Here is a 12,710-nt window from a genome sequence, read left to right as displayed (position 1 = left end):
GTTCGGAGAGAGCGTTTTCCAGCAGAACGCCCGCTCCACAGCGGAGCGGGCGTTCGGCGGGAGGCGGATCCGGCGGCGGATCCAGAGGCAGGTCTAGAAGGCGGCCTCCGGGAGGTCCATCAGGTCCTGGCCGGTGGCGGTGAGCACCCGGCGCTCGGCGGCTAGGCGGGGCAGTACGGTCGCCGCGAAGAACGAGGCGGCGGCGACCTTGCCCTGGTAGAAGGGGTCCTCGCCGTCGGCGAGCCGGGCCAGCGCGATCTCGGCCTGGCGCAGCAGCAGCCAGCCGATCACCAGGTCGCCCAGGCCCAGGAGCAGCCTGGTCGTGTTGAGCCCGACCTTGTAGACCTCCTGCGGCGTCTCGAGCGCGCCCAGCGCCCAGCCGGCCATCGTGTCGCCCATGGCCTTGATGTCGGCGGCGGCCTCGGCGAGCAGCTTGCGCTCCTCCTTGAGGCGGCCGTTCCCGGCGTCGGAGGAGGCGAAGGCGTTGATCTCGGCCAGCAGCGAGTTGATGGCGGCGCCCTGGTTGCGCAGGATCTTGCGGAAGAACAGGTCCAGGCCCTGGATCGCGGTGGTGCCCTCGTACAGGGAGTCGATCTTGGCGTCCCGGATGTACTGCTCGATCGGGTAGTCCTGCAGGTAGCCGGAGCCGCCCAGCGTCTGCAGGGACCGGGCCAGCAGCTCGTACGAGCGCTCCGAGCCGACCCCCTTGACCAGGGGCAGCAGCAGGTCGTTCATGTCGCGCGCGTGCCGGTCGTCGGGGTTGACCTGGATGGTGTCCTGGAACGTGGCCGTGTAGAGCACCAGCGCGCGCATGCCCTCGACGTACGACTTCTGCAGCATCAGCTCGCGGCGTACGTCCGGGTGGTGGGTGATCGGCACCCGGGGAGCGGACTTGTCGGCCATCCTGGTCAGATCGGCACCCTGGGCGCGGCTCTTGGCATACTCCAGGGCGTTCAGGTAGCCGGTGGAGAGCGTGGCGATGGCCTTGGTGCCGACCATCATGCGGGCGTGCTCGATCACCATGAACATCTGCCTGATGCCCTCGTGCACCTCACCGACCAGCCAGCCGATGGCCGGGTGCTTGTCGCCGAAGGTGAGCTCGCAGGTCGTGGAGACCTTCAGGCCCATCTTCTTCTCGACGTTGGTGACGTAGACGCCGTTGCGCTCGCCCAGCTCACCCGTCTCCAGATCCACGTGGAACTTCGGCACCAGGAACATCGACAGGCCCTTGGTGCCGGGTCCGTGCCCCTCGGGGCGGGCCAGCACCAGGTGGAAGATGTTCTCGGCCATGTCGTGCTCGGCGCTGGTGATGAAGCGCTTGACGCCCTCGATGTGCCACGTGCCGTCGGGCTGGCGGATCGCCTTGGCGCGGCCCGCGCCGACGTCCGAGCCCGCGTCGGGCTCGGTCAGCACCATGGTGGCGCCCCAGTTGCGCTCGATGGCCAGCTCGGCGAAGCGCTTCTGCTCGTCGGTGCCGACCTCCCACAGGGTGTAGGCGAAATTGGGGCCGGCCGCGTACATGTAGAGGCCGGGGTTCGCGCCGAGGATCATCTCGGCCGTGGCCCAGGCCAGGCTCCGCGGGATGCCGGGGCCACCCAGCTCACTCGGCAGGTCGAGATGCGCCCAGCCGCCGTCGACCAGCGCTCTGAACGACTTCTTGACGCCCTCCGGCATGGTGACCGAGTTCGTGGCGGCGTCGAAGACCGGCGGGTGGCGGTCGCCCTCCTCGAACGACTCGGCCATGACGCCGGTGGCCAGTTTGTTGACCCCGTCCAGAAGGCCGCGGGCGATCTCCTCGTCGATGTCCGCATACGGCCCTGTGCCGAGGATCTCGCCTCGCCCGAACACCTCGAAGAGGTTGAACTCCAGGTCACGCACGTTGCTCTTGTAGTGGCCCATGGTGTCGATCTCCTTGAACCGGGGGCGTTATGTACTGGCGAGTAACCTTACTCGAAATGCTACCCGCGAGTAACCATGAATATGCGTGGCATGCTCATCTCCATGGACGCCGAAGAACTCGCCGCCCGGTGGCGAGAGCGACTGGACTCCTGGGCCATCCCCGCCGAGATCATGGCCAAGGCACCGGTCGACCCGTGGGGTCATTCCCCGGCGCGCTTCGCCACGCGCACCGACAGAGCGCTCGCGGAGCCCGACGACGGCCCCACCGCGACGCACCTCATCGAGGCGCTGGGCGAGCGCGCCACGCTGCTCGACGTCGGCGCGGGCGCCGGCGCCGCGTCGCTGCCCATGCACGATCGCCTCTCCACGCTGTACGCGGTCGACACTTCGGCCGGGATGCTCGACGAGCTCAGCCTCAGGGCGGACAAGCTCGGCGTCCCGCTCACCGCGGTCCAAGGCCGCTGGCCCGACGTGGCCGACCAGGTGCCGGTCGCCGACGTGGTGATCGCCGCGCACGTCATCTACAACGTGCCGGACCTGGCCGACTTCCTCCGCGCGCTGAACGACCACGCCCGGCGCCGCGTCGTGCTCGAACTCCCGCACCGCCATCCCATGAGCTGGATGGAGCCGCTGTGGCAGCACTTCCACAACGTGGGCCGCCCGGTCAGGCCCGTCGCCGAGGACTGCGTGGCACTGGCGGCAGCGCTCGGCTACCGCGTACGGGTGGAGGAGCGCGAGGCGCCGCTGAACCGGTACAACTCCCTGGAGGAGCTGGCGGAGAGCGTCTGCCAGCGCGTCTGCCTCGACCCGTCGCGCTCGGCGGAGGTCGGCGCGACGGCCCTCGAACTCGGCATGTGGCCGCTCCCGCGCGAACGCTGGGTCACGATCTGGTGGGATCGACCCACGCGCTGATCCAGCATGTCAGGGATGGCTCAGGGTAGGTCCCCGATGCCATCGGGGGGTCTCAAAAGGCACTCTGAGGACATGAACGAAATCAGTCGACGCGATGAGGTCTCGTTGTCCGGCGCCGCGCTGCGCGGCGCCCCCTGGAGGGCCGCCGCCATCGGCGGTGGCGCGACGGCCGCCGCCAGTTTCGGGCTGGGCGTGATCCTGCCCGGCTCCGCCGACCTGGTGTGGGCGCTCGGCCTGGGGATCAGCGTCTTCGCGCTGGTCGCCGCCATCGGCGCGGTGTCCAAGCCGAACGAGGGCGACCGGGTGACCCGCCAGGCGCGCCTGTGGGCGCTGAAGCACCCGTGGCGGTTCGCGCTGCTGCCCGCCGCGATCACGGCGGTCCTGGACTATCCGGTGCAGCTGGTGCTCGACGGGGAGGGTGTGTTCGGTTCGGCCTTCGAGTCGGTCTGGCACGGCGCCCTGGTATATCTGATCGCCGGCGTCCTGACGCTCACGATGCAGGGACGAGCACGATCTTCCCAGTGACCCGGCGGTTGATCAGATCGTCCATCGCCCGCCCGGCCTCCTCCAGGGGCCTTGCCTCCGGTGGCGCCGGGTCGATCCCGGGCATCGTGAGCAGCTCCTGGAGCATCAGCCGGTTGGCGGCCGCGTGGCTCATCGACCACGCGCCCCAATCCACCCCCACCACCGCCCGGTTGCGCAGCAGCACCTGGTTGGCCGGTAGCCGCGGAATGCCGCCCCCGGCGAAGCCGACGACCAGGAGCCGCCCGCCTTCGCGCAGCGAGCGCAGCGCCTCCTCGGACAGTTCGCCCCCTACGGGATCCACCACCACGTCCACGCCCCAGCGCCTGGCGGCGGCCTTCAGCCCCTCGTAGCCGATGACCTCGTCCGCCCCGGCCCGCGCCGCGCGCTCGCGCTTCTCCGGCGTCGACGCGGCCGCCAGCACGGCGGCCCCCAGCGCCCTGGCCACCTGGATGGCCGCCAGCCCCACTCCACCGCCCGCGCCGAGCACCAGCACCCGCTCGCCGCGCCGCAGCCCGGCCCGCTCCTTGAGCGCGTACCTGGCCGTGCAGTAGCTCTGCGCGAACGCGGCCGCCGTCCGCGGCTCGAAGCCCTCCGGCAGAGGTACGGCCTGCGCCTCCGGGACGACCACGTGCGTCGCGTAACCGCCGATCCCGGTGATGGCGAGCACCCTGGTGCCGTCGGCCAGCCGCCCGGCCACCTCGTACCCCGGCGTGAACGGCAGCGGCGGCCTGATCTGGTAGGTGCCACCGACCATCAGCCCGTCGACGTAGTTGACCCCGGCCGCCTCGACCTCGACCACCACCTGGCCGGGACCCGCGACGGGATCGGGCCGCTCGACGAGCTCGACCGGCTTGCCGTACGCGGTGCAGACGACTGCCTTCATCCGGACAGCCTCTCCGATAGAACATCATTCTGGCAAGCGCTCCGGCATGATGCGGGCATGGACGAAAACTGGACAATCCGCCCTGCTCGCGCCGACGACGTGCCCGCCGTCGTGGCGATGCTGGCCGACGACCCGCTCGGCGCCAAGCGCGAGGGAGACCCGGCCGATGAGCGGTACCTGGCGGCATTCGCCCGGATCGACGCCAACCCCTACGACGAGCTGATCGTCGCCGAGCGTGAGGGCAAGATCCTGGGGACGATGCAGCTCACCTACCTGGCCGGGCTGTCGCGGCTCGGCGCCGAGCGCTGCCAGATCGAGGCCGTCAGGGTCGACGCCACGACCCGGGGCCAGGGTCTGGGCCGGGAGATGATGCGGTGGGCGATCGACCGGGCGCGCGCCCGGGGCTGCGCGATCGTCCAGCTCACCTCGGACAAGACGCGCGTCGACGCGCACCGGTTCTACGACTCGCTCGGCTTCAAGGCCTCACACGAGGGCTACAAACTGTCGCTGAGCTGACAAGGGCTGACCTCCACCAGGTTGTCGTGGTACGAGGGGCCCCGGCCCATGTCGGCGTCGCGTTCCGCCACGACCGTGTTGGGGTTCGCGCCGCCGGGGTTGTGCTTGGGCCAGCTCCCCTTGGGCGAGGCCACCACGCCACGCGCCACCCGGTCGCTCACCTCGACGTCGGCCAGGAACTCGCCGCCCTCGTTGTGCACCCGCACCCGCTGCCCGCTCACCAGCCCGCGCGCCTCGGCGTCGGCCGGGTTGACCAGCACCACGGGGTCCTTGGCCCGGCGCCTGAGCTCCGGGTTGTTGCCGAAGATCGTGTTGAGGAAGGTGTGCGCCGCCGGTGTCACCAGGGTCAGCGGGTACGGTGAGGCGCCGGCCGTACGCAGGGAATGGGGTGGCACGTACGCCTTGCCGTGCGGCGGGAAGCGGAGCCGCCCCGAGGCGGTGGGGAAGCCGTCGGCGAACGGGGTGAACGGCCGGGGGTAGTTCATCCGCACCCAGCCCTCCTTGCGCAGCCGGTCCAGCGTGACGCCCTCCAGCGACGGATGGCCGCTGCTCAGCAGCTGCTCGGCCAGCTCCAGGTCGGAGTCGTACAGCGACTGCTCCGTCATGCCCATGTGCGCGGCCAGGCGGCGGAACGTCTCGGCGGTGGACAGGCACTCGCCGGGCGGCGCCACGGCGGGCTCGTTCCAGAGGAGGTAGAGATGGCCGTATCCCGCGTGCAGGTCCATGTGCTCGGTCTGCATGGTCGCGGGGAGCACGATGTCGGCGTAGTCGACCGTGTCGGTGGGGAAGTGCTCCATGACCACGGTGAACAGGTCCTCGCGGGCCAGTTGCCGCCGGATCCTGTTGGTGTCGGAGGTCGAGCCGACCGGGTTGGCGGCGTAGACCCAGAGGCACTTCACCGAGTCGAGCTCGGAGGCCAGCCGGGTCATGGTCAGCGTACGGACGGGCTTGGCCAGCAGGTCGTCGCGGGTGTCGATGTCGAGGTGCACGTGGCCGCTGGTGGAGTAGGCCAGGCCACCGCCCGGATGGCGCCAGTCGCCCGTGACACCGGGGATCGCGCCGATCGTCCGCAGCGCGGTGCCGCCGCCCGCGTGCCGCTGGACGCCCATCGTGGCCCGGATCGCGGTCGGCCGGGTGTGCGCGACCCGCATCCCGAGCTCGCGGATGTCGGCGGCGGGGATGCCGGTGATCTCCGCGGCCCGCTCGACGGGATACTCCAGGATCTCCGCGCGGAAGGACTCCCAGCCCTGGGTGTGCTCGGCGAGGAATTCCTCGTCCTGGGCGCCCTCGGCGAGCACCACGTTCAGCAGCCCGAGCGCGAGCACGGCGTCGGTGCCCGGCCTGATCGCCAGGTGCTGGTCCGCCTGGTCGGCGGTCCTGGTGCGGATCGGGTCGATGGCCACCACGTGGGCACCGGCGGCGCGGGCGTCCTGGATGAACTTCCACAGGTGATGCCCGCTGGTCAGCGTGTTCGTGCCCCACAGCAGGATGAGCTTGGACAGCGCGAGGTCCTCGGGGTCCATGCCTGCGGGCGTGCCGTTGGTCAGGGTCAGCCCGGCGCCGCTGGCCGTGGCGCAGATGTTCAGCCAGTGCTTGGACGCGCCGAGCATGTTCCAGAACCGGCGCCCGGCGACGCCCTCGGCGCCCTGGATGTAGCCGAGCGAGCCCGTGCCCACGTACGGCCAGATCGCCTCGCCGCCGTGCTCGTCGACGATGCTCCGCAGCCTGGACCCGATCTCGTCGAACGCCTCGTCCCAGGTGATGCGCTCGAACTGCCCCGAACCCTTGGGTCCGGTACGGCGCAGCGGATACAGGATGCGGTCGTCCGCCTGGGTGTGCTCCAGATACCGGTTGACCTTCACGCACAGCGCGCCCCTGGTGTAGGGCTGCTCCGGGTTGCCGCGCATCTTCACGGCCTTGCCGTCCTCGACGGTGACGATCCAAGAGCAGGTATCCGGGCAGTCCAGTGGACATGCTCCCAAAACCCTCAATTCACCCGACATGCGACACAGCTTACGTGTCACTCCACCGGGCGTTATGGGACGCCACGGCAGGCTCCGACTCGCGGTAGAAATCAAAGGTGAAGGATTGGCAGGACCCAAAGATCGTACGGTCGGTCGGGAAGGTGCAGAATCTCTGTCGGTGGCCGAAATCAGGGAACGTGATGACGCGGAGGACCTCGCGGAGGGGGATCCAGCCGTGGACGAAGCGCGCGCTCACCCGGACGTCTACGTAGTCGAGCCGCTGCTGCCGCAGCGCCTGCGCCGGCCCTCGGACCTGCTGCGCTTCCTGTCCACGCTGGTCGTGCTCGCCGCGGTCGTCCTCATCGCCCTGGTCGCCAAGCAGACGCTCAACGGCCTCGAAGCGGACGTCAAAGAGGGCACCACCCTCGTCCCCGATCTGCTCAGCCGCGTCGCGACGTTCCTCGGCGGCGCGGCCGTGCTCATCGTGCCGGTGGCCTTCGCCGTCGAGCGCGTCTTCCATCGCGACGGCCTGCGCGTCGCCGAGGGTCTGATCGCCGCGATCATCGGCATGGTCGGCTCGTTCCTGCTCGGCCAGTGGCTGATCGGCGGCAGCGTCGAGGACCTGCGCATGCTGCTGACCGGCGGGCGGTCCATCGAGCCGCTCAACACGCTGCTCACCTCTGTGGTCGCCTACGCCACCGCCGTGCGCATCTCGCGCCGCCCCACCTGGCGCATGCTCATGTGGACGGTGATCGCGCTCGACATCTTCGCCCTCTTCTCCGGCCGGCAGATCACGCTGCCGGGCGCGATCGTGCCCGTCCTGGTCGGCATGGCCGTGGGCTATGGCACCTTGTACGGCGTGGGCAGCCCCAACACCCGGCCGCCCGGCAACGCGGTCATCGCCGCGCTCCGCAAGCTCTCCTTCTCCCCGGTCTCGGCCCGTCGCATCGAGGACGACCACCAGGGCAGCCGCCGCTACGCCATCGGGCTCAAGGACGCAAGCCGCCTCGACGTCACCGTGCTCGACCGCGACCGGCAGGTCGCCGGCCTGCCGTACCGGCTCTGGCGGCGGATCCGGCTCAACTCCGAGACCAGGCGCAGGGCGATCAGGTCGCTCCGCGCCGAGCTGGAGCGCGAGGCGCTCATGGCCTACGCCGCGCAGGCGGCGGGCGCGAGCACGCCGCGCCTGCTCGGCACCAGCGAGATCGGCACCGAGGCCGCGCTGCTCGCCTACGAGCACCTTGAGACGCGCCCGCTCGACGACGTGCCCGACGCCGACATCGACGACGCCCTGCTCGCGCAGATCTGGGAACAGGTCGCGCTGCTGCAGATCCAGCGGCTCGCCCACCGTCGGCTGACCGGCGACAGCATCCACCTCGACCAGGCCGGCCGGGTCGTGCTCACCGACGCCCGCAGCGGTGAGATCGCCGCCGGCGACCTGCTGCTCCGGCTCGACGTCGCGCAGCTGCTCACCTACCTGGCGCTCCGCGTCGGCGCCGAGCGATCCGTCAGGGCCGCCGCCGCCGTCATGGGTTCCGACGCGCTGGCCGCCGCGATGCCCCTGCTCCAGCGCATCGCCCTCACCCGCGAGACGCGATCGGCGCTGTCGAAGGACAAGGGCGCGCTCGCCGCGCTGCGCGAGCACATCGTCGCGCTCAAGCCGCAGGGCAAGGTCGAGGAGATCCGGCTGGAGCGGTTCCGGCCGCGCACCCTGGTCACGATCATCGCCAGCACGCTGGCCGCCTACTTCCTGCTGTCGCAGCTCAGCCAGGTCAACCTGATGCGGGTCATCACCACCGCCAACTGGGCCTGGTCGGGGCTGGCGCTGGTCGCCTCGTTCGTCAGCTTCGTGGCCGCCGCGCTGATGCTCAGGGGCTTCGTACCCGAGCATCTGCCGCTCTGGCGCACGGTGCTCGTCCAGTTCGCGGCCTCGTTCGTCAAACTCGTCACGCCCGCCGCCGTCGGCGGCGTCGCGATCAACACCCGCTACCTGCAGAAGCGCGGCATCTCGCCGGCGCTCGCGGTGGCCAGCGTGGGCGCCTCGCAGCTCAGCATGATGGTCTTCCACATCGCGCTGCTGCTGCTGTTCGCCTACATCACCGGGTCCAACACCGCCACCGCGTTCAGTCCGTCACGTGGGCTGGTCGTGGTGATGCTGGCGGTGGCGGTGCTGGTCGTGGTGCTGTTCGGGGTGCCGCCGCTGCGCCGGTTCATCACCGGGCGGATGCACTCGCTGTTCGCCAACGTGCTGCCCCGGCTGCTCGACGTGCTGCAGACGCCGCGCAAGATGATCGAGGCCTGCGTGGGCACGCTGATGATCACCATCGCGTTCGTCGTCTGCCTCGACGCCTGCGTCGAGGCCTTCGGCGGCGAGATCGGCTTCACCACCGTCGCCGTCGTCTACCTCACGGCCAACGCGATCGGCTCGGCCGCGCCCACACCTGGTGGCCTGGGCGCGGTCGAGGGGGCGCTCACGCTGGGCCTGACCGTGGCCGGGCTGCCCGCCGAGCTGGCCACGTCGGCCGTGCTGCTGCACCGGCTGCTCACGTTCTGGCTGCCGGTGCTGCCGGGCTGGGCCTCCTTCACCTACCTCCAGCGGCACGAGGCCCTGTGACCTTGTCGATGGCGTCGAGCTCGTCCTGAGTGAACGCCGGGCCGTCGACGCAGGCCACGTTGTCCTCCAGCTGCTTCACGCTGCTCGCGCCGATCAGCACGCTGGTCACCCGCGGATCCCTGATCGCCCACGACAGCGCCATCTGCGCCAGCGACTGGCCGCGGCTCCCGGCGATCTCGTTGAGGTCGCGCGCTAGATCGAGGTCGATCCGGTCGGCGCTCAGGAACCTGCTGGTCGCCGCCCGCGAGTCGGCGGGCACGCCGTCGAGGTAGCGGTCGGTCAGCAGCCCCTGGGCGAGCGGTGAGTACACGATGCACCCCATGCCCGCCTCCTCCAGCACGTCGAGCAGCCCGTCCTCGATCCAGCGGTTGATCATCGAGTAGGACGGCTGGTGGATGAGCAGCGGCGTGCCCAGTTCCGCCATGATCCGCGCGGCCTGCGCGGTCTGCTCGGCGGAGTAGTTGGAGATCCCCGCGTACAGCGCCTTGCCCGAGCGCACCGCTCGGTCCAGCGCGCCCATCGTCTCCTCCAGCGGCGTCTCGGGATCGGGCCGGTGGCTGTAGAAGATGTCGACGTAGTCGAGCCCCATCCGCCCCAGCGACTGGTCGAGGCTGGCGAGCACGTACTTGCGCGACCCCCACTCGCCGTACGGCCCCGGCCACATGTCGTACCCGGCCTTGGTGGAGATGACCAGCTCGTCCCGGAAGCCGGCGAAGTCCTCGCGGAAGATCCCGCCGAAGTTCCGCTCCGCCGAGCCGTACGGAACGCCGTAGTTGTTGGCCAGGTCGAAGTGCGTGACGCCCAGGTCGAACGCCCGCCGCAGGATCGCCCGCGAGTTGTCGATCGGCCGGTTGTCGCCGAAGTTGTGCCACAGGCCGAGCGAGACGGCCGGCAACTTGAGGCCGCTCCTCCCGCTGCGGTTGTACGGCTGGCGCTCGTAACGGTTGTCGTCCGGCTGGTAGGTCATGCGGTGCCCCTCTCGATGATCCAGGAGAGCGCGAAGGCCTCTTCGCGCCAGGCGTCGTAGCGCCCGCTCCGGCCGCCGTGTCCCGCTCCCATCTCCGTCTTCAGCAGGAACGGCCCGCCACCGGCCGTCGCCCGGAGCCTAGCGATCCACTTCGCGGGCTCGTGGTACATGACCCGGGTGTCGTTCAGGCTGGTGATCGCGAGGATCGGTGGGTACGGGCGGCCGTCGACGTTCTCGTACGGTGTGTAGCTCTTCATATACGCGTAGACATCGGGGTTGTGCAGGGGATCGCCCCACTCGTCCCATTCGATCACAGTGAGCGGCAGCGACGGGTCGAGGATCGTGTTGAGCGCGTCGACGAACGGCACCTCGGCCACCACGCCCGCGAACTCCTCCGGCGCCAGGTTCGCCACCGCGCCCATCAGCAGGCCGCCGGCCGAGCCGCCCCTGGCGATGACCCGCTCGCTCCAGCCCGACGCCTTCAGGTGCCTGGCCGCCGCGACGAAGTCGGTGAAGGTGTTCTTCTTCCGGGTGAGCTTGCCCTCCTCGTACCAGCGGCGGCCCATCTCGCCGCCGCCCCTGATGTGCGCCACGGCGAAGATGAAACCGCGGTCGAGCAGGGACAGCCTGGGGACCGAGAAGCCGGGGTCGATGGAGGTCTCGTAGCTGCCGTAGCCGTACAGGACGGTGGGCGCGGGCTTCGCGGTGTCCTTCCGCTTGACGAGGGAGATCGGCACCCGCGTTCCGTCCTCGGCGGTGGCCCACTCGCGGAACTGCTCGTAGTCGGCCGGGTCGTAGCCGCCCAGGACCGGGCGCTGCTTGAGCAGGATCAACTCGTGGGTGGCCAGGTCGTAGTCGTAGACGCTGGCCGGGGTGATCATGCTGGTGTAGGCGAGCCTGAGCCGGCCGGTGCTGAACTCCGGGTTGCCCGCGGGGCCGACCTCGTAGAGCGGCTCGGGGAACTCGATCTCGTATTCGGCGGCCTCGCGCGGCAGGACGCGGATGCCGGTCAGCCCGTCGCGGCGGAAGTGGACGACGGCGTGGCCGGCGAACGCGTCGATCTCCAGGAGCCTGGTGTCGGCGCTGTGGGCGATCAGCGGCGTCCAGGTGCCGGGGTCGTCGAGCGGGGCGGTGGCCAGTTCGAAGTTCTCGGCGCCCTCGTTGTGGAGCACGTAGAAGAAGTCACCGGCGTGCTCGATGCCGTACTCGACACCCGTCTTCCTGGGGCGGACGACCTGGAACTCGCCCGTCGGGTCGTTCGCGTCGAGGATGCGCACCTCGCTGGTGATCTTGCTGCCCGCGCCGAGCACGAGGTACTTCTCGCTGCGGGTGAGCCCGATGCCGACCCAGTAGCGCTCGTCGGGCTCCTCGTAGACCAGGACGTCGTCGCGCGTGCCGAGCGTGTGCCGGTAGACCTGGAACGGACGCCAGGCGTCGTCGACGCGCGTGTAGAAGAACGCCGACCCGTCGGCCGACCAGGCGCCGCCGTAGAAGACGTTCTCGATCTCGTCGTCGAGCAACTCTCCCGTCTCGAGGTTCTTGAACCTCAGCGTGAAGCGCTCGTCGCCCTTGTAGTCGGTGGAGTAGGCCAGCAGTGTCCCGTCGGGCGTCATGGCGCTGGTGCCGACGGAGAAGAACGGGCTGTCGCCCGCCAGCTCGTTGCCGTCGAGGATGACCTGCTCCTGGTCGAGCCGCACGCCCGGGGTGACCGCAGGCGGGGTCTCGCCGTCCGCGGGCACGCGGCAGGAGACGGCGTACTGCTTGCCCTCCTCGGTGCGACTGAAGTACCACCAGGCGCCCTTGCGGCTCGGCACCGACAGGTCGGTCTCCTGGGTGCGCCCCTTGATCTCCTGGAAGACCTGCTCCTGGAGGTCGCCGAGGTGAGCGGTCTGGTGTTGGAGGAACGCGTTCTCCGCCTCCAGGTAGGCGATCGTGTCGGGATCGTCCTTATTGGTAAGCCAGGCGTACTCGTCGATCACGGTGTCGCCGTGATGGGTGCGCTCAGTTGGAGATTTCTTCGCCACAGGCGGTGTGTTGCTGCTCACGTGGGGAGTCTATGTTCCTGGCCGTGATCGTTCTGTGGCCGTTGATCGGAGTGAAGGCGTCTCGAGTGGTCGGAGGCGCTGCTAATCTTTAGAAGCCGCCAGGGTGCGGCGCAACCAACCTCTTCCACTTCGGTGGCTTTGATGTGCGTTGCGCTGTGCTGGGCGGCAGTCGCTTCGATTCGCTACCCGGTCTACGGGATGGTAAATTGAAGAGGCGGTCGACATTCTAAGCAAGTCCGGTCAGTTTGACAGAAAAACGGACTGGTGAAAGAATAGAGACACAACGAAAGAACGAAATGAGCGCCTCTCGCAGGTTGGGGAGTACGCGTCCGTTTCTTGAGAACTCAACAGTGTGTTAAAAGCCAGTGCATGATGCACAACCCCG

General features: G+C 69.6%; 9 protein-coding genes. 4 read left to right on the top strand and 5 right to left on the bottom strand.

Going from position 1 to position 12,710, the window contains the following annotated elements; translation table 11 throughout:
• Positions 1-93: 93 nt before the first annotated feature.
• Positions 94-1,899, bottom strand: a complete 1,806-nt coding sequence (locus ACGFNP_RS59580; protein WP_358319264.1) for an acyl-CoA dehydrogenase — start codon at positions 1,897-1,899, stop codon at positions 94-96.
• A gap of 102 nt (positions 1,900-2,001) precedes the next feature.
• On the opposite strand from ACGFNP_RS59580, the gene ACGFNP_RS59575 reads away from it, so the two are divergent.
• Positions 2,002-2,811, top strand: a complete 810-nt coding sequence (locus ACGFNP_RS59575) for a class I SAM-dependent methyltransferase (protein WP_393333856.1) — start codon at positions 2,002-2,004, stop codon at positions 2,809-2,811.
• A 72-nt stretch (positions 2,812-2,883) separates the two neighbouring features.
• Positions 2,884-3,336, top strand: a complete 453-nt coding sequence (locus ACGFNP_RS59570; RefSeq protein WP_358319258.1) for a hypothetical protein — start codon at positions 2,884-2,886, stop codon at positions 3,334-3,336.
• Here ACGFNP_RS59570 and ACGFNP_RS59565 read toward each other — a convergent pair.
• Positions 3,302-4,219, bottom strand: a complete 918-nt coding sequence (locus ACGFNP_RS59565) for a zinc-binding dehydrogenase (protein WP_393333853.1) — start codon at positions 4,217-4,219, stop codon at positions 3,302-3,304. The two genes, ACGFNP_RS59570 and ACGFNP_RS59565, sit on opposite strands and share 35 nt — an antisense overlap.
• Positions 4,220-4,276: 57 nt before the next feature.
• On the opposite strand from ACGFNP_RS59565, the gene ACGFNP_RS59560 reads away from it, so the two are divergent.
• A complete protein-coding gene (locus ACGFNP_RS59560) occupies positions 4,277-4,735 on the top strand; it encodes a GNAT family N-acetyltransferase (protein WP_393333850.1) in 459 nt (152 codons plus the stop codon).
• Here the strand turns inward: ACGFNP_RS59560 and ACGFNP_RS59555 are convergent.
• The gene (locus ACGFNP_RS59555) at positions 4,714-6,738 is read right to left on the bottom strand and encodes a molybdopterin-dependent oxidoreductase (protein WP_393333847.1); all 2,025 of its coding nucleotides are present in this window, start codon (positions 6,736-6,738) and stop codon (positions 4,714-4,716) included. The genes ACGFNP_RS59560 and ACGFNP_RS59555 overlap by 22 nt on opposite strands.
• Before the next feature lie 139 nt (positions 6,739-6,877).
• On the opposite strand from ACGFNP_RS59555, the gene ACGFNP_RS59550 reads away from it, so the two are divergent.
• Positions 6,878-9,313, top strand: coding sequence for a lysylphosphatidylglycerol synthase transmembrane domain-containing protein (locus ACGFNP_RS59550; protein WP_358319247.1), 2,436 nt, complete (start codon positions 6,878-6,880; stop codon positions 9,311-9,313).
• Here ACGFNP_RS59550 and mgrA read toward each other — a convergent pair.
• Complete coding sequence (gene mgrA, locus ACGFNP_RS59545) at positions 9,282-10,280, bottom strand: L-glyceraldehyde 3-phosphate reductase (protein ID WP_393333844.1); 999 nt, start codon at positions 10,278-10,280, stop codon at positions 9,282-9,284. The two genes, ACGFNP_RS59550 and mgrA, sit on opposite strands and share 32 nt — an antisense overlap.
• Positions 10,277-12,325, bottom strand: a complete 2,049-nt coding sequence (locus ACGFNP_RS59540) for a S9 family peptidase (RefSeq protein WP_358319241.1) — start codon at positions 12,323-12,325, stop codon at positions 10,277-10,279. The genes mgrA and ACGFNP_RS59540 overlap by 4 nt, the downstream gene beginning before the upstream one ends.
• Positions 12,326-12,710 lie beyond the last annotated feature (385 nt).

It is taken from the genome of Nonomuraea sp. NPDC049269 (assembly GCF_043197155.1).
Lineage (GTDB): Bacteria > Actinomycetota > Actinomycetes > Streptosporangiales > Streptosporangiaceae > Nonomuraea.
The sequence above is the reverse complement of the archived record's forward strand: the minus strand, read 5'-3'. Positions and strand labels throughout refer to the sequence as shown.

Excerpts from the sequence above, each read along its gene's own strand:
- mgrA (WP_393333844.1), bottom strand. The coding sequence starts at position 10,280 with ATGACCTACCAGCCGGACGACAACCGTTACGAGCGCCAGCCGTACAAC.
- ACGFNP_RS59560 (WP_393333850.1), top strand. The coding sequence starts at position 4,277 with ATGGACGAAAACTGGACAATCCGCCCTGCTCGCGCCGACGACGTGCCC.
- ACGFNP_RS59565 (WP_393333853.1), bottom strand. The coding sequence starts at position 4,219 with ATGAAGGCAGTCGTCTGCACCGCGTACGGCAAGCCGGTCGAGCTCGTC.
- ACGFNP_RS59580 (WP_358319264.1), bottom strand. The coding sequence starts at position 1,899 with ATGGGCCACTACAAGAGCAACGTGCGTGACCTGGAGTTCAACCTCTTC.
- ACGFNP_RS59570 (WP_358319258.1), top strand. The coding sequence starts at position 2,884 with ATGAACGAAATCAGTCGACGCGATGAGGTCTCGTTGTCCGGCGCCGCG.
- ACGFNP_RS59555 (WP_393333847.1), bottom strand. The coding sequence starts at position 6,738 with ATGTCGGGTGAATTGAGGGTTTTGGGAGCATGTCCACTGGACTGCCCG.
- ACGFNP_RS59575 (WP_393333856.1), top strand. The coding sequence starts at position 2,002 with ATGGACGCCGAAGAACTCGCCGCCCGGTGGCGAGAGCGACTGGACTCC.